15 protein-coding genes are annotated in these 15774 nt (G+C 64.7%); 9 read left to right on the forward strand and 6 right to left on the reverse strand.

Annotated features, from left to right (window positions below; genetic code table 11):
- Positions 1-36: 36 nt before the first annotated feature.
- Positions 37-1512: a TAXI family TRAP transporter solute-binding subunit gene (locus PQR08_RS07170; protein WP_408161167.1), complete on the reverse strand. Its 1476-nt coding sequence runs from the start codon at positions 1510-1512 to the stop codon at positions 37-39.
- A gap of 626 nt (positions 1513-2138) precedes the next feature.
- On the opposite strand from PQR08_RS07170, the gene PQR08_RS07175 reads away from it, so the two are divergent.
- Together PQR08_RS07175 and PQR08_RS07180 are read left to right on the forward strand one after the other, a co-directional pair.
- Positions 2139-2510, forward strand: coding sequence for a BON domain-containing protein (locus PQR08_RS07175; protein ID WP_187605961.1), 372 nt, complete (start codon positions 2139-2141; stop codon positions 2508-2510).
- Positions 2511-2731: 221 nt separating this feature from the next.
- Complete coding sequence (locus PQR08_RS07180) at positions 2732-4879, forward strand: D-(-)-3-hydroxybutyrate oligomer hydrolase (RefSeq protein ID WP_408161168.1); 2148 nt, start codon at positions 2732-2734, stop codon at positions 4877-4879.
- A 13-nt stretch (positions 4880-4892) separates the two neighbouring features.
- Here the strand turns inward: PQR08_RS07180 and PQR08_RS07185 are convergent, their stop codons facing one another.
- Positions 4893-5651: a DUF2242 domain-containing protein gene (locus tag PQR08_RS07185; RefSeq protein ID WP_238288380.1), complete on the reverse strand. Its 759-nt coding sequence runs from the start codon at positions 5649-5651 to the stop codon at positions 4893-4895.
- Positions 5652-5855: 204 nt separating this feature from the next.
- Positions 5856-6197, reverse strand: a complete 342-nt coding sequence (locus PQR08_RS07190; protein ID WP_187605959.1) for a DUF4148 domain-containing protein — start codon at positions 6195-6197, stop codon at positions 5856-5858.
- Positions 6198-6429: 232 nt separating this feature from the next.
- Here PQR08_RS07190 and PQR08_RS07195 point away from each other — a divergent pair, with 232 nt between their 5' ends.
- Together PQR08_RS07195 and PQR08_RS07200 are read left to right on the forward strand one after the other, a co-directional pair.
- On the forward strand, positions 6430-9711 hold the full coding sequence (locus tag PQR08_RS07195) for an adenylate/guanylate cyclase domain-containing protein (RefSeq protein ID WP_408161169.1): 3282 nt from the start codon (positions 6430-6432) through the stop codon (positions 9709-9711).
- A 23-nt stretch (positions 9712-9734) separates the two neighbouring features.
- Complete coding sequence (locus tag PQR08_RS07200; RefSeq protein ID WP_238212686.1) at positions 9735-10136, forward strand: hypothetical protein; 402 nt, start codon at positions 9735-9737, stop codon at positions 10134-10136.
- A gap of 4 nt (positions 10137-10140) precedes the next feature.
- On the opposite strand, the gene PQR08_RS07205 is transcribed toward PQR08_RS07200, so the two are convergent.
- Together PQR08_RS07205 and PQR08_RS07210 are read right to left on the reverse strand one after the other, a co-directional pair.
- Positions 10141-10782, reverse strand: a complete 642-nt coding sequence (locus tag PQR08_RS07205) for a DUF1109 domain-containing protein (RefSeq protein ID WP_408161170.1) — start codon at positions 10780-10782, stop codon at positions 10141-10143.
- The gene (locus PQR08_RS07210) at positions 10779-11327 is read right to left on the reverse strand and encodes a sigma-70 family RNA polymerase sigma factor (protein ID WP_187605955.1); all 549 of its coding nucleotides are present in this window, start codon (positions 11325-11327) and stop codon (positions 10779-10781) included. Before PQR08_RS07210 ends, PQR08_RS07205 begins: the two co-directional genes overlap by 4 nt.
- A 295-nt stretch (positions 11328-11622) precedes the next feature.
- Between PQR08_RS07210 and PQR08_RS07215 the strand changes: the two genes are divergently transcribed.
- From PQR08_RS07215 to PQR08_RS07235, 5 genes are all read left to right on the forward strand, one after another.
- A complete protein-coding gene (locus tag PQR08_RS07215) occupies positions 11623-12249 on the forward strand; it encodes a cytochrome b/b6 domain-containing protein (protein WP_408161171.1) in 627 nt (208 codons plus the stop codon).
- Positions 12250-12268: 19 nt separating this feature from the next.
- Positions 12269-13045 carry a molybdopterin-dependent oxidoreductase gene (locus tag PQR08_RS07220; RefSeq protein WP_238212683.1) on the forward strand — a complete coding sequence of 259 codons (777 nt, stop codon included), beginning with the start codon at positions 12269-12271 and terminating at the stop codon, positions 13043-13045.
- 66 nt (positions 13046-13111) lie between these two features.
- Positions 13112-13360: a pentapeptide MXKDX repeat protein gene (locus PQR08_RS07225; RefSeq protein WP_408161172.1), complete on the forward strand. Its 249-nt coding sequence runs from the start codon at positions 13112-13114 to the stop codon at positions 13358-13360.
- A 142-nt stretch (positions 13361-13502) separates the two neighbouring features.
- Positions 13503-13922 carry a MarR family winged helix-turn-helix transcriptional regulator gene (locus PQR08_RS07230; RefSeq protein WP_187605951.1) on the forward strand — a complete coding sequence of 140 codons (420 nt, stop codon included), beginning with the start codon at positions 13503-13505 and terminating at the stop codon, positions 13920-13922.
- Between the two features lie 74 nt (positions 13923-13996).
- On the forward strand, positions 13997-15304 hold the full coding sequence (locus tag PQR08_RS07235) for a chloride channel protein (RefSeq protein ID WP_408161238.1): 1308 nt from the start codon (positions 13997-13999) through the stop codon (positions 15302-15304).
- Positions 15305-15316: 12 nt separating this feature from the next.
- Here PQR08_RS07235 and aroQ read toward each other — a convergent pair whose 3' ends face one another.
- Positions 15317-15760: a type II 3-dehydroquinate dehydratase gene (gene aroQ, locus PQR08_RS07240; protein WP_408161173.1), complete on the reverse strand. Its 444-nt coding sequence runs from the start codon at positions 15758-15760 to the stop codon at positions 15317-15319.
- Positions 15761-15774 lie beyond the last annotated feature (14 nt).

Raw genomic sequence — 15774 nt, forward strand, 5'->3', positions numbered from 1 at the left:
TGCGACGCGCGCGGCGCTGCATCCCTTCAATAGATATTACGTGCTGCCTTGTTCCGTGTCTGCCCGCGCAGCGACACCGGACGTATCCGGTTGCGCCACGTTGCGCGTAGGGGCTTGATCGGCCTGCGCGACGGGCGCGTGCGCGAGTCGCTGCCGCACGAAGCCGATGTGCTCGCGCAACACGTAGAACTGATCCGCGAACGCGAGCGGCATCTTCATGCGATTCACCGCCGATTCGATCGCGTCGATGCGGTCGAGCAGGGCATCGCGCTGAGCGGTATCGGGGCCGCTGATCGCTTCGCGCTCTATCGCAATCAGCGCGCCATACCAGCGATAGATACGCGATTTCACGCGCCAGCGGTACAGCCCCGGCACGAGCCGCAAGCCCGGAATCAGCACCACGATCAGCGGCACCAGCAGAACGAGCACGCGATCGGCGAGACTCGCGAGCCAGAACGGCAGCGTGCGGTACAGGAAGCTCTTGCCCGATTTGTAATACCGCTCGGCGTTGTCGCTGATGCGGAATTCGTGCACGAGCGGTGCAGGGAATTCGTTGGCGCGCTGCAGCAGATTGGCGCGCCCGTGCACCTCGCGCGCGGCTTCGATCAGCAGGTCGGAGAGCGCCGGGTGCAGGCTGTCGCGCGCGACCAGCTCGGCTGTCGGCGCGATCATGTGGACCGGGCGCGGCGGCAGGTTGCGGGAGAAATCGAACGCGCCCATCGGCAGCTCGAATTCCGTCAGGTACGGAAAGCGGCGCGCGTAAGCATCGGCCTGAACGAAATCCATGAAGCGGATGCCCGTCGTGCGCAGAAGTTTCGCCATCGTCGGCGGCTGGGCGGAATCGCCGGTCAGAAAGACGGCGTCGATCCGGCCGTCTTCGAGCGCTTTCGCGGCTTCGTCGCCGGCGAGCGGCAGCAGTTCCGTGTCGCCGCCCGGTTCGATGCCGTTCGCCTTCAGCATGTTCAGCGCGAGCACGCGCGTGCCGCTGCCTTCCGCGCCGATCGCGAGCCGCTTGCCCTTCAGCTCCGACAAACGGGTGACGGGCGTCGCGCCGCGATAGAACACCGCGAGCGGCACGTAGGACACGCTGCCGAGCGATTCCAGATTGTCGTGCGTCGCGCCGGGCTTGGTCAGGCCGCCCTGCACGAAACCGACATCGACATTCGATTTCGGATCTTCGAGACGCGTCAGGTTGTCGAGCGAGCCTTGCGTCTCCAGCACGTTGAGCGTCACGCGGTTGCGCGCGAGGATCGCCTTGTATTTCTGCGCGCTGGACCAGAACGAACTGCCTTTCGGCCCGGCGGCGATGGTCAGCGTGCTCGGCGGCGCGGGCTGGATCAGCCGCACGGCCACATAGAGCGCGACCGCGCAGACGAGCAGGATCGGGCCGAAGGTGAGCGCGAGGTCGCGCCAGGAAATCGCGACAAAGCGCGCGACGATCCGCTGCTGCGGCTTGCCGCGCGGTGGGACGTCCGGATCGGTGCCCGGATTGTTTCCTGAAGGGTGGGTCATCTCGTCGGTAATTGCAAAACTGTGTGCCCGCGAGCTTACCCGATCGCGATGCGCGGACATCTCCTCGAACGGCTTCTGCATGACGCGCGAGCGGCGCGTCCGGGCGGCCGGCATGGCGTCGATGGTACATGAGATCGATGGGCGTCCGGACGCGCCGCCCGGCGCGCGCGGCGTGTGACGGATGTGTGTCCGCGCCGGCGATGCTGTTGCGCGAGCGCGGCTTCGCGCAGGGCCGCGTCGTTAAAAGCTTTGCGCTTATTGCCGCGCTGGGCTAAATTGACGTTCGCCACCGCACGACAAGGCTTCGCGCGCCGCAACCCGGAATGTGGGTTCGTGAGTCGCGCCGGGAAGCCGCCATGCGGCAGGTCATATTCGAGCCGACGGGTTTTTTCGCCCGACCAACCGGCCGCAGTTTGTTTCTTTCGCCAGTCTCTCGCAGCACCGTGAGCCGCATTCGCCGGCTTGCCGCCGTCATGCCTGCGCCTTTTCGGGCCTCGGGCGCGCGTGGCCACGGGCAGTCGCTCGAAGTCGTCGCCCTGCCGCTGGGAATGCGGCCCGGTTTTGAAGTGCAAACCGAGCGAAGTAGCAACTGTGCGAAGTCAACAAGCGAAACAAAAGGAGAAATCATGAAAGCAGTCGATCTGTTAAAGGCGCTGGGTGTCGTGGTGTGCGTGGCCGTGGCTTCGAGCGCCTACGCCCAATCGAGCGACGCGGCGGCCACGAGCGCCGATTCGGCGGCGCAGGCGAAAGCCCAGAAATCCGCGACCAAGAAGACCGACCGCAAGCTCGGCTACGACGTGCGCCGCGCGTTGTCGAAGGCGCAGGGCTTCGATGTGTCGAATGTGTTCGTGCGCGCACGCAGCGGCGCGGTCACGCTGACCGGCACGGTGCCGGAAGGCGGCCAGATCGCCCAGGCCGAAGAAGTGGCGAAGGGCGTGCCGGGCGTGAAGTCGGTTTCCAACAAGATCACCCTCGGCGTGCAAGGCGGCGGAGGTTAATAGCGCGAGTCAGTAGAAGCCAGCGGCGTCGCGCGACTGCCGCTGGCTTCGCTCGTCACGCGGGTGCTTGAAACGGGCTCCGGCTTTCCCGCCGGAGCCCGTTGTCGTTTGGCGCTTTCGTTCGCTACGGCGAGCGACGATAACGCGCGATACTTGCACTATCGGACGCGTTGCAGTCATCAGGTTGCACCACTCATCGGAACGTATGGCGGAGACCCACAATGAAAAGATTCGCGCGTACCCAGAGGTTGCAGACTTTGCAGAACGTACCGCGCACGGCCGCGCTCGGCGCGCTGGCGGTGCTCGTCGCGGTGACGCTCGCCGCATGTCACGGCGGCGACGACGATAACGGCGGCAGCAGCCAGCCGACCAACACCTTGCCGAGCTTCGTCTCCGGCTCGGTCAACACGCAGACTTACGACGGCGTATCGGACGACCTGCTCACGGCGGGTCTCGGCAAGACGGGCCTCGCGTCGGCGACCACGCCTTCGTTCGCCAAGCCGGCAGCGCCGACGGCAGCCGAATTGCGCCGGCTCGCGATCTATTCGAACTACCGCGCGCTCGTCGATATGTCGGCGAACGGCGGCTATGGGCGCTTCTGGGGACCGAATGTCGATCTGAACGGCAACGACACGCTCGGCGAAGGGAAGATCGCGGGCAAGGAATACATCGCTTACGCCGACGACGGCAGCGGCATGCAGAACGTCAGCCTGCTCGTGCAGATTCCGCAAAGCTTCAACCCCGATCAGCCGTGCATCGTCACGGCGACGTCGTCGGGATCGCGCGGCGTCTATGGCGCGATCTCGGCGGCGGGCGAGTGGGGCCTGAAGCGCGGCTGCGCGGTGGCCTACACCGACAAGGGCAGCGGCAACGGCGGCCACGAATTGGCCACCGATCTCGTCACGCTGATCGACGGCACGCTCGCCGGCGCCAGCATCGCCGGGACCAAGGCGATCTTCAAGGCGAACGTGAGCGCGTCGGCGCTGTCGTCGTTCAATTCGGCGTTCCCGAATCGCTACGCGTACAAGCACGCGCATTCGCAACAGAATCCGGAAAAGGACTGGGGCAAGAACACCTTGCAGGCGATTCAGTTCGCGTACTGGGCGCTCAACGACATGTTCGGCGCGGTCAGCGGTTCGAGCCATCAGGTGCGCTACAACAAGGGCAGCATCACGACGATCGCGGCGTCGGTGAGCAACGGCGGCGGCGCGTCGCTGGCGGCGGCGGAGCAGGATAGCGATGGCTGGATCACGGCGGTCGTCGTCGGCGAGCCGCAGATCAATCTGAATCTGCCGTCGCAGGTTTCGGTGCGGCAGGGCGGCTTGCCGGTCGGCTCGTTCGGGCGGCCGCTCGCGGATTACATGACGCTCGCCAATCTGCTGCAGCCCTGCGCGGCGCTCGCGCCCGCCGCGGCCGGCGCGCCGTATCTGACGGCGCTGCCCCTGGCGACCACCAACGCGATCCGCACGGCGCGCTGCGCGACGCTCGCCGCGAGCGGGCTCATCACGGGCGGCAATACCGTCGCGCAGGCGACCGACGCGCTCAACCAGTTGCATCAGGCGGGCTACGAGACCGACTCCGACACGCTCCATGCGCCGATGTGGGATTCGCAGGCCGTGCCGGCCGTCGCCGTCACCTATGCCGACGCGTACATGACGGCGAGCGTGCTCGACAACCTGTGCAACTTCAGCTTCGGCACGACCAACGCGGTGACGGGCGCGGCGGGCGTCGCGCCGCTCGTCTCGCCGATGCCGACGCTCTTCGGCAACGGCAACGGCGTGCCGCCGACGAACGGCATCAACCTGGTCTACAACGCGGGGACGACGGGCGCGGCGGATCATCGGCTGGCGACGCCCGATGCCAGCTACGCGGGCGCCGCATGCCTGCGCTCGCTGTGGACCAACGGCAATGCGACGATGGTGGGCAGCGTGAACGCGATCCGCGTGAACGCGAACCTGCGCGGCAAGCCCGCGATCATCGTGCAGGGCCGCGCCGATGCGCTCGTGCCGATCAACCATGCGTCGCGGCCGTATCTCGGCGCGAATCGCGTGGCGGAGGGCAACAACAGCCAGCTTTCGCTTTACGAAATCACGAACGGTCAGCACTTCGACGCGTTCCTGAGCGTGGCCGGCTTCGACACGCGCTTCATTCCGGTCCACTACTACAACATTCAGGCGCTCAACCTGATGTGGAATCACCTGAAGAACAACGCGCCGCTGCCGCCTTCCCAGGTGGTGCGCACGGTCGCGCGGGGCGGCGCGGCGGGATCGGCGCCCGCGCTAACGACGTCGAATCTGCCGCCGATCGCCACCGATCCGGGCGCGAACGCCATCACGACGGCGGGCGGCATCGTCAACGTGCCGAACTGACGCGGCGCGTGGCTTATTGAGTCGCGGTGGTTCGCGGCGCGGCGGGCGCCGCGGCCGCCGCAGCCGCGGGAACGTCCGACGCACCCGCGGCAACCGCATCCGACGCCTGGATCGCCGTTGCGGCGGCGGGCGTCTGCACGACGATCGGTGTCGGCGTGAGCTCGGGCGAACTGACGATGAGCGACGGCACGAGCGGCTTGCTCTTCACTTCGTCGGCTGCGACGGGCGCGCTGCGCGGCACCGTGTTCAGATAGTGACCCATCAGGTTGAAGAAGCGGTCGTAGAACTTGCCGGCGGGCACGGTCTCGCTCGAAATCTTGACCATCGCGTCGCTATTCGAGCGGATCGGCAGCGACAGCGAGCCGAGCACGCTCAACCCGACGCTCGCCGACGTATCGCTTTTCTTGAGCGCATAGCCGTCCTGCACGGCGTTCACATATGCGATGCTCTGATTGGTCGCGTTCTCGCCGGGCGTGCACACCACATGGAAGGACACGACGACGTGCGTTTCGGCGCTCGGCTGGAAGTTCTTGGTCGCGTCGACGGTGTCGGGCTGGCCCATCGTCGTGAGAAAGCCTTGCGACAGCAGCGCGCGGCGCGCGGCCTCGCAGGTTTCGTTCACGGTGGCGTCGAAATTGCGCGCAAATGGGCTCGCGCCAGTGTTGAAGAGTTCCTGCTGATAGCTCGGCGCGACCGAGCCTCGGCCTCCGCAGGCAGCGAGGGAGATGAGTCCGAGGGAAGCGAAAACGAGGCGCAGCGACGGCATGGGCATGAGGCAGCGGATCCAAAATTTGTGTCAACGGCAGACACAAATTGTAGTGCCGCCGGACTGGCCGATGAAAAAGCGCAGTCTGAAAACATCGTCGAATCCGAGGTTTACAGCGTGATGAAAGCGAGCCGGACGGGTCGATTCATCGGTCTGGAAAGCGCAAAGCCCGGCGCGCGGCCGGGCGTTCGTTACTGCGCGAGAAGCGGCTTACGGACGATTGAAGTCGACCGGATTCGCGGCCTCCGGGCGGACGATGCGATTGAGAAAGCCCGACCGGCTAGCGTGACCCGACGCCGACGCGCCTTCGCTCGCACCGCCGTAGGACGACGCGGCAGCGCCTTGCTGCGCGGCGACGCGGGCTTCGGCGCGCTGAATATCGGCCGGGTAAGTGGTCTGATCGGCCGCCGGGTTGTAGCCCGCGCGTTCGAGTTGAACCAGTTCGGCGCGAACCTGCGCGCGGGTGACCGGGCCGTCTTCACGCGCCTGGGCGAACCCGGGAGCGGCGAGAACGGCAACGATGGCGATGGCGGGAACGATGGACTTGAACATGATGACCTCCGAGTGCTGACTTGGGGAACGTCGCGGTGTGGTGAGGTTTCTCTCCACTTGCTTCGTCGTTGAGAGGCAGTGTAGGACGCGGTTTTGTAGGTAAAAACCCTGATTTACCCAAATCAGAATTCCCGGATTGACACTAATCGCTTCAATCAAAACGGTCCGCCGATTGACGGCAGGCCGGCATGCTATCTTTTAAGTGACTCGGATTCGTTCGCCCGGAGATATCGTGGACGTCGCCGCCTGGCTGCGCAGCCTCGGAATGGAACGGTACGAAGCGGCGTTCGTCGAGAACGCCATCGACGCCGACGTGCTGCGCAGCCTCACCGCCGACGATCTGAAGGATCTCGGAGTCGCATCGGTCGGGCATCGCCGGAAGTTGCTCGACGCGCTCGACGCGTTGCGCGCGCGAACCGCACCCGCAGGCGCTGTCACGAGCTCGAATGAGGCGACGGGAGAACGGCGGCAGGTCACGGTGCTCTTCGCCGATCTGTGCGGCTTCACGAAAATGAGCCGGGAAGCCGATCCGGAAGAAATCGTCGCCGTGCTCGACCGGTACTTCGAAAAGGTCGATCGCATCGTCGAGCAGCACGGCGGCTACATCGACAAGCATGTCGGCGACTCGATCATGGCGGTATTCGGCGCGCCGGTTTCGCATGGCAACGATGTCGAACGCGCCGTGCGCGCGGCCCTCGCGATCGGCGACGCGATGCCCGCGCTGTCTCGCGTGCTCGCTCGTTCGCTCTCGGTGCATATCGGCATTGCGGGCGGCGAGGTCGTCGCGAGCGGCACGGGAAGCGCCGCGCACCGCAAGTACACCGTGACCGGCGATACGGTCAATCTCGCCTCGCGTCTCACCGACGCGGCCGGGCGGTCGGAGATACTGATTTCCGCGGCCGTGCGACGCTCTCTGGCCGGGCGCGTCGAATGCGTCGAACGCGGCGCGCTGGCCGTCAAGGGTTTCGCGGAGCCGGTTTCGGTGTGGTGTATCGCGGGTCTTCGGCACGGCGCGCCGGATCGGCCTTTCATCGGCCGCATCGACGAACTGCACGAGTTTCGCGCGATGCTGCACGCGTGCCGCGACGCCGGAACCGGACGCATCATGCTGCTGCGCGGCGAGGCCGGAATCGGCAAGACGCGCCTTCTCGATGAATTCAAACGCGAGGCGCACGATTCAGGCTTCCTTTGCCACGGCGGCCTCGTGCTCGATTTCGGCGCGGCCACGGGACGGGGCGCGATTCAGTCCATCGTGCGCGGGCTTCTTGCGCTCGACGATTCGACCGATGCAAATGCCTGTGTCGAGCGTGCGATCGGCGACGGCCTGATCGATCGCGCCGACGCGCTTTTTCTCAAGGATCTGGTCGATATGCCGATGTCGCTCGACGACCGCACGATCTACGAGGCAATGGACAACGCGATGCGCGTCAGCGGACGGCGAAATGTCGTGACGCGGCTCGTCGAGCGCGCGAGCCGGCGGCAGCCTCGACTGCTTTCGGTCGAGGACATCCACTGGTCGGATGGATCGACGTTCCGCGACCTCGCCGGACTGTCGGCGACGGTGGCGGCATGTCCGGCAATGCTGGTGCTGACCGCGCGGCCATCGGATGCGATGTTCGATGAATCATGGCGCGCGGCGGGCGGCGCAGCGCATTCGCTCGTCGATCTGGGTCCGCTCAGCGCCAGCGAGGCGCACGTGATGGCCGCATCGTTTCCCGGTGCGGCGGCGGATCTGGCGGCGCGCTGCATCGAGCGGGCGGCGGGCAATCCGCTGTTTCTGGAGCAACTGCTTGGCAATGCGGAGGAAAGCGACGAAACCGGCGTGCCGGGCACGGTGCGAAGTCTCGTGCAGGCGCGGCTGGATCGGCTCGATGCCGTCGACAAGACCGTCCTGCAGGCGGCCTCGGTACTCGGTCAACTCTTCGATAAAGACGCGGTCGAATATCTCGTCGATGGCGCCGGCGCCGCAATGGAGCCGCTCGTGATGAGTCTCTTGTTGCGACGTCAGGGCGCCGGATTCATCTTCCATCACGCACTCATTCGCGATGCAGTCTATGACGGCTTGCTGAAAAGCCGGCGACGCGAGTTGCATCGTCGCGCCGCGCAGTGGTACGCCGGACGCGACCCGCTCCTGCGGGCCGAACACCTCGATCGCGCGGCGGATAGCGAGGCGGCGCGCGCCTATTGCGACGCGGCGCGCTCGCAGGCGAGCGCGTACCGCCATGAATCCGCGCTGCGGCTCGTCGAACGCGGGCTTCAGCTCGCGAACGCAAGCAGCGACCGCGTCGAACTCGAATGTCTTCGCGGCGATATCCTGCATGACGCCGGCGACATGCGATCGGCGCTCGCGGCATTCGAAGCCGCGCTCGACGTCGCGGAGTCGGATGCGCAACGTTGCGCGGCCTGGATCGGGCGCGCTACCGTCAAACGCGTCACGGACGATCTCGACGGCGCATGGTCCGATCTTCACCTCGCCGCCGACGCCGCCGCGGCCCACGGTCTTCAGCGCGACGCCGCGCGCATCCACTTCCTGCGCGGCAATCTATGTTTTCCGCGCGGCGATATCGAAGGCTGCGTGCGCGAACACGGACGCAGCCTCGCACTCGCGCGCGAAGCGGACGACCCCGAGCAGGAGGCGGCGGCGCTGGGCGGGCTCGGCGACGCGGAGTACATGCGCGGCCGGATGATCAGTGCCCACGACGCGTTCAGCCGATGCATCGAGCTGTGCAAACGCCACGGGTTCGGACGAATCGAGGTGGCCAATCTTCCGATGCGCGCCATCACGGCATGGTTCGCAGGCAAGACGGAGGCCGGCCTCGATGCCGCGCTCGCGAGTGTCGCGGCGGCGGAGAAAGTGAGGCATCTGCGGGCGCTCGCCGTCGCTCATCACGCCGCGTGGCATTGCCTGCACGATCTCGCCGAATGGGATCGCGCCTCAGAACATGTCGATCCTGCGCTGCAATGTGCGCGCGAGTTGAAGTCGCGAAGGTTCGAAGGCGAAGCGCTCGCTTTGCGCGCGGAGTTGCATCGGGTCGCCGGGCGAAGGCGCGAAGCGCTGGACGATATCGCAGAAGCGCTGTCGATCAGCCGCGAGACCGGCATGGCTTATCTGGGCGCACACTATCTCGGCGTCCTCGCGCGTGCGACAGACGACATCGATGTCTTCGAAGACGCGCTGGCGGAAGGCGAGGCGCTGCTCGCGGCCGGTGCGGTCAGCCACAATCACTTTCTCTTTCGACGTGACGCGATAGAAGCGTGCATCGACCGGCGTCGCTGGGATGCGGCCGCGCATCACGCCGCGGCTTTCGAGGAATATGCGTGCCGTGAACCATCGCTCTTTTCCCGGTTCTACGTGGCGCGCGCACATGCGCTCGTCTCGTATGGAAGGGGTGATAGGGACGCTGCGCTGATGAACGAGCTTCAGCGGATCGGGCACGAGGGCCGGAAGTCCGGTTTCATTTACGCGCTGGAAGCCATCGATGGCGCGCTCTCGGGCGAGTCGAATCTTCATTGATCAACGAGTGTGGGACGTCGATCATGTCAATCGAGTTGAAGCGTCGGGTCAAATTGTTCGTGCAACGTTTCTGGCAGCCGACCAGCGCGTGCATGACCTGCATGCCGGGAAGCTGGAGCAACATCGCGAGCATGGCGCACTGGTCGGTAGCCTTCAAGACCGGACTGCTCACGGGCCTTCTGGCGGTGCTTCTGACTTTCACGCCCGCCGCGAAGCTCTATGAAAACCGCTATGGCAATGCGGCGATCGTCGGCTTGCTGACTGCGATCGGCGATACCTACGCGCACGCGAGCCATTACCGTTTGCCCTACGTCGAGCACGTACTGACGGGCGTCGTCTCGGGACTTCTGGCGCTGCTCGCTTCGTATCTTCTCGAAGATCGGGCGCGCCGCATCCGGGTGGCATGGGCGCGCGTCTTCGGCTAGCGCATTACCAGCGCAGAAGCCTTGGGCCCAGCCATGCGCCGATGAGCGCCGGCATCAGCATGCCGATCGCGTACCACACGCCCCAGAACGCAGGGCTCATTTCGGGGCAATGCAGGCAATAGACGATCGTCGCCGTCGCACTTGCCAGCAACCCGGCGACGGCACCGGCGAGCCGCAACCGCGTCGGCGCGAGCGAGCGCATGGCCCAGAACGCGGCGGGGAAGGTCGGTATCGAAAGAAGCAGGATATTGAACGGGCAGGTGCGCCACGTCTGGCCGAGCACCAGCGCTGCGCGCGCATTCGCGCCGGCGCTGTCGACGGCCATCCAGCCCGCGATCCACACCGCGGCGAACGGCAACGCGACGAGCGCCCACGAATACCCCGCGCGTGCACCGGGCCGGCCGATCCGGGCGATGGTGAACATCGCGCCGATGGCAACCGCCAGCGGAAACGCCAGCTTCGCCCAGAAGATGCCCGTACGCGCGACGCTGCCGAGATCGTGACGAATGCCGAACACGATGCTCATCAAAACCAGCGAGCCCGCCGCGCCGATCAGCAACGCCTGGACGAACCGGCGTGCGATGGCCGCACGGTCGACCTGTGTCACCTGATTCGAAAGGAGGGAGATGAGTTCGTCGGTCTTCATCTTAGTCCCCGGATTTTAGCCGCGAGCGCCTTGAGTCCGCGATGCACGCCCACCTTGACCGCCGATTCGGAAAGCCCGGTGAGGCGCGCGGTTTCCGTCACCGACAACCCTTCGAGCTTCATGTGAACGATCGGCAGACGCTGCTTGTCCGGGAGATGTTCAAGCAGCTTGCCGATGTCATGCCGCGCCTCGGCGGGTTCATCGTCGGCGGCGGCGAGCAGTTCCTCGTGATCGTCGAGCGGAACGTTCAGCGACTCGCGTCGCGCGTGGGAGCGGAAGAAGTCCATCAGCTTGTAGCGCGCGATCGCGTGCAGCCACGCCGTCAACGGCTCGTCCGGCCGATAGGTGTGTCGCGCGTTATGCACGGCCAGCAGAATTTCCTGGACGAGGTCCTCGACATCGTCGAGCCGATGCGGAATGCGCTTTCGCAGATAGCCCCGCAAATGCCGCGTGAGCGCCTGCAGAAAGCCGCGATATGCGTTCTGATCGCCATCGAGTCCGCTGATGAACAACGCTTTCAGCCGGCTTTCCGCGTCGTGCGACATGGTTCCTGTATGGGCGGGATTACGGGACGAAGTTTTGCGCGCCGCTGCCGGAGCGAGCGCCGCGCTGTGCTTTGGTTCGGTCATCACACAGTATCCGAAGCCGTGGTGCGCTGCAATGACGCCGTCCTGATTCATGTTCGTCAGTTCCCTCCTGCCTATCGCTAGTTCGTTCTCTGCCCTCCACGGGTTACACATGGTCTGTAATTTTTCGCGCATCGAATTAATCGATCGAACGCTGTAACCGGCGATGCCTCGGCGACGAATTAACTGGTAGTTCGAGATTCAGGGGACCGACATGGAAACGATGAAAGCGCCACTGGCGTCAGCGTCCGAAACAACACCGATCCATCCGCTGTGGCTGCGCGTCACGCACTGGCTCAATGCAGTCGCGGCGCTGATCATGATGCTGTCCGGATGGCGCATTTACGACGCGTCGCCCGTGTTCCGGGACATCGTCATTCCGCCTTCGATCACGCTCGGCGGCTGGCTCGGCGGCGCATTGCAGTGGCATTTCGCGGCGATGTGGCTGCTCGTGTTCAACGGCATCGTCTATGTCGCGCTCAACGTCGCGAGCGGCCGGTTCTTCTCGAAGTTCTTTCCCTTGTCGCCGCGCGCGGTGCTGCGCGATTTCGTCGCGGCGTTGCGCGGCAAGCTCGCGCACGCCGATCTGCGCCAGTACAACGCGGTGCAGAAGCTCGCGTATCTCGTGGTCGTCGCCGATCTGATCGTGCTCGTGCTTTCGGGGCTCGCGATCTGGAAGTCCGTGCAATTCCCGCTCTTGCGCGAACTGATGGGCGGTTATGACAGCGCGCGCGTCGTGCACTTCTGCGCGATGGCGGTGATGGCGGCGTTCGTCGTCGTGCATGTGGCGATGGTCGCGCTCGTGCCGCGCTCGCTCCTGACGATGTTGCGCGGCCGCTGATGTATTTCAGGAACATGCCATGAAATCCAACGACAAGCGAATCATCACGGTCGATCGTGCTTCCGTGCTGGCGGATGCGCGCCGCGAACTGGACATGCCGTCGCGACGGCTCTTCGGCAAGCGCATGCTGACCTTGGGCGGCCTTTCGCTCCTGACCGGCTGCTCGATCACGGACGACGATTCCGTCAACAAGTTTCTCACCGCCGTATCGCGCCTGAACGATCGCGCGCAGGCGCTTCTCTTCGACCCGAAGCAGCTCGCGCCGACCTACACCGAAGCGCAGCTCACGCGGCCGTTTCCGTTCAATGCCTTCTACGGGATCGACGAGGTGCCTGCGGTGAACGGCAGCGACTATCGCCTGAAGGTGAGCGGGCTCGTGACGGGACAGCGCGTGTGGACGTTGCCGGAACTGTATGCGCTGCCGCACGAGGAGCAGATCACGCGGCACATCTGCGTCGAAGGCTGGAGTGCGATCGGGCGCTGGGGCGGCACGCCGTTCTCCGAGTTCCTGCGGCGCGTGGGCGCGGACACGACGGCGAAGTACGTCGGCTTCCGCTGTGCCGACGACTACTACGAAAGCATCGACATGCCGACGGCGCTGCATCGGCAGACGCTCCTCACGTTCGAGTACGACGGCCAGCGTCTTCCGGCGAAATATGGCTATCCGATGAAGCTGCGCATGCCGACCAAGCTCGGCTACAAAAACCCGAAGCACATCGTCGAGATATTCGTGACCAACACCTATCCGGGCGGCTATTGGGTCGACCAGGGGTACAACTGGTTCGGCGGATCCTGAGCGCCGAATCGATCAACGGTTCCGGATTGTCCGGATGCCATTTTTGACTCACCAAGGAGAGAAACCATGAAGCAACTGATGACGGCAGTATTCGCAGCGGCGCTGGCAATGGGTGCATCGTCCGTGTTCGCACAGGCAAGCGGCGCGATGTCGAACGACGCGATGTCCCACGACACGATGAAGAAAGACAACATGTCTCACGAATCGATGAAAAAGGGTGCCATGTCCAAGGACTCGATGGGCAAGGGCGACAAGATGAAGAAGAACGATGCGATGGGCATGGATCATCCCGCATCGGGCGCGATGTCGCAGTAAGACGAAGGAGAGCGGGACCGGGCGTTGCACGTCCGGGTTCCCGCACTAAAATTTTGCATGACGAAGCAAAGTTGCGGGCGCTGCTGGCCGCGAATCAAAACTAGGTATGATCCGCCGATATGATGTCGAATCAGGATCACCTATGTCATCGAGCACCAAACCCAAAACCACGCTTCCGGACAAGCACGATCTGGAAGCGATGTCCCTCTTCCGCTACGAGCTGCGCAAGTTCCTGCGTGTGTCGGAAGAAATCTCCAATGTCGCCGGAATCACGTCGCTTCAATATCAGTTGCTTCTGCACGTTCGCGGATTTCCCGAGCGGCAGTGGGCGACCGTCGGCGAACTCGCGGAACGTTTGCAGGCCGCGCCCAACGGAACCGCTGCCTTGGTGTCGCGTTGCGAGGCGGCGGGCCTCGTCACGCGCAAAACCGACAAGACCGATCGCCGGCAGGTGCAAGTGCATCTGACGGCAAAAGGCGAGCGATGTCTGCTCAAGCTCGCGGCCGAGCACAAGACGCACTACGGATCGTTCGGCTGGGTGTTCAACGAAAGACAGGAATGAGCCGATAGCGCACGCGCCGGGCCGATTCGAATTTATGTCACAATGTGCCTTAAATTCAAGTTCGACTATTTGTGATGCGCATTCCCGGATTGATCGACCGACGCACGATATTGCGCGGCAGGCGGCTATGGCTGCACTACGGCGTGTTCTGGCTCGGCGCGGTCGCGACCGGGCTCATCGCGGTCATGTACGCGCGGCTGATCGACTTCGGGTACGACACGTTCCTGCGCTTCACGGCCATCTACTGGTGGCTGCCTTTGGTGATCACGCCTGCCATCGCCGCGTTCTGCGTCTGGCTCACGCGCCGTTTTTTCCCAGGTTCGGAAGGCAGCGGCATTCCGCAGGTCATCGCGACACTGCATGAAGGGCGGGAACTCGGGCCTCGGCTGCTTACCATCCGTATTCTCGTTGGCAAGATCGCCATATCGTTTCTGTCGATTCTCGGCGGCTTCACGATCGGGCGCGAAGGGCCGACCATCCATGTCGGCGCGGCGCTCATGTACAGCCTGCGTCGTTTCTATCCGTCGCGCTTGCTCAGCATTCGCGGCGGCGCGATGGAGCGCAAGCTGGCGCTTGCGGGCGCGGCCGCCGGATTGTCGGCCGCGTTCAATGCGCCGCTGGCCGGCGTGGTTTTCGCCATCGAAGAGCTCACGCGCAGCTTCGAGCAGCGCACGAGCGGCGTGCTGATCACGGCGATCATCTTCGCCGGTATCGTGTCGCTCGCGCTGCAAGGCAACTACACCTATTTCGGCACGATCAGTCTGGACGGGCATTTCCCCGATTCGCTCGCGCTCGCGGTCATCCTGCTCGGCGCCGTGACGGGCGTCGCAGGCGGGATATTCTGCTGGCTATTGCTGAACACGCAGCGCTGGATGCCCGCGTGGCTCGTCGGCTGGCGTCAGTCGCATCCGGTGGCGTTCGGCGCGGCGTGCGGCTTGTTCATCGCCGTGATCGGTGTGGTCGCGGGCGGTCACACGTTCGGCAGCGGCTACGCGGAAGCGCGCGGCATGCTCGAAGGCAATTCCACGCTCGGCGCGAGCTATCCGCTGCTGAAAATGGCGTCGATGGTCGGTTCGTATCTTCCCGGCGCGCCCGGCGGCCTTTTCGCGCCGTCGCTCGCGATCGGTGCGGGCATCGGCAACGCGCTTCACCAGGTCTTCGGCGGCATGCAGTTGCCGATGCTGATCGCGCTCGGCATGGTGGGCTATCTCGCGGCGGTCACGCAGAGTCCGATTACGGCATTCGTGATCGTCATCGAGATGATCAATGGTCACGCGCTCGTGCTGTCGCTGATGGCCACCGCGTTGATTTCGAGTCAGGTGTCGCGGCTCTTCGCGCCGCCGCTGTACGAGGCATTGGCGCTCAAATACATGAGCAAGTGAGGCGCGATTACCTTAGTTGCTCTTGCTGTGAGCGACCGCTGCCCGCAACGCCAGCAGATAGCTCTCCACGCCGAAGCCGCAAATCTGCCCATCGACGACCTCGGCGAATACCGAGTGATGCCGAAACGCCTCACGCGCGTGAATGTTGGACATGTGCAGTTCCACGACCGGGCACGTGAGAATGGCCAGCGCATCGCGGATGCCGTAGCTATAGTGGGTCCATGCACCGGCGTTGATCAGCACGGCGTCGCAACGCTGTTCGAACGCCTGGTGAATGCGCTCGCACATCGCGCCTTCGCTATTCGTCTGAAACGATTCGACCTGCACGCCGAGTTCGGCGCCGAGCGCCCGCAGCCGCGTATCGATCTCAGCCAGCGTGATGGTGCCGTACTGCACCGGGTCGCGCTTGCCGAACATGTTGTGGTTGATACCGTGCAGCATCAGGATGTTCTTCATTCGTCGCTCCGTCG

Origin of the sequence: Caballeronia jiangsuensis, assembly GCF_046030135.1 — a bacterium.
Lineage (GTDB): Bacteria > Pseudomonadota > Gammaproteobacteria > Burkholderiales > Burkholderiaceae > Caballeronia > Caballeronia jiangsuensis.

Coding starts and splice junctions, on each gene's coding strand:
- PQR08_RS07215 (WP_408161171.1), top strand. CDS start 11,623: ATGGAAACGATGAAAGCGCCACTGGCGTCAGCGTCCGAAACAACACCG.
- aroQ (WP_408161173.1), bottom strand. CDS start 15,760: ATGAAGAACATCCTGATGCTGCACGGTATCAACCACAACATGTTCGGC.
- PQR08_RS07210 (WP_187605955.1), bottom strand. CDS start 11,327: ATGTCGCACGACGCGGAAAGCCGGCTGAAAGCGTTGTTCATCAGCGGA.
- PQR08_RS07225 (WP_408161172.1), top strand. CDS start 13,112: ATGAAGCAACTGATGACGGCAGTATTCGCAGCGGCGCTGGCAATGGGT.
- PQR08_RS07190 (WP_187605959.1), bottom strand. CDS start 6,197: ATGTTCAAGTCCATCGTTCCCGCCATCGCCATCGTTGCCGTTCTCGCC.
- PQR08_RS07200 (WP_238212686.1), top strand. CDS start 9,735: ATGTCAATCGAGTTGAAGCGTCGGGTCAAATTGTTCGTGCAACGTTTC.
- PQR08_RS07170 (WP_408161167.1), bottom strand. CDS start 1,512: ATGACCCACCCTTCAGGAAACAATCCGGGCACCGATCCGGACGTCCCA.
- PQR08_RS07220 (WP_238212683.1), top strand. CDS start 12,269: ATGAAATCCAACGACAAGCGAATCATCACGGTCGATCGTGCTTCCGTG.
- PQR08_RS07235 (WP_408161238.1), top strand. CDS start 13,997: ATGCGCATTCCCGGATTGATCGACCGACGCACGATATTGCGCGGCAGG.
- PQR08_RS07205 (WP_408161170.1), bottom strand. CDS start 10,782: ATGAAGACCGACGAACTCATCTCCCTCCTTTCGAATCAGGTGACACAG.
- PQR08_RS07185 (WP_238288380.1), bottom strand. CDS start 5,651: ATGCCCATGCCGTCGCTGCGCCTCGTTTTCGCTTCCCTCGGACTCATC.
- PQR08_RS07175 (WP_187605961.1), top strand. CDS start 2,139: ATGAAAGCAGTCGATCTGTTAAAGGCGCTGGGTGTCGTGGTGTGCGTG.
- PQR08_RS07180 (WP_408161168.1), top strand. CDS start 2,732: ATGAAAAGATTCGCGCGTACCCAGAGGTTGCAGACTTTGCAGAACGTA.
- PQR08_RS07230 (WP_187605951.1), top strand. CDS start 13,503: ATGTCATCGAGCACCAAACCCAAAACCACGCTTCCGGACAAGCACGAT.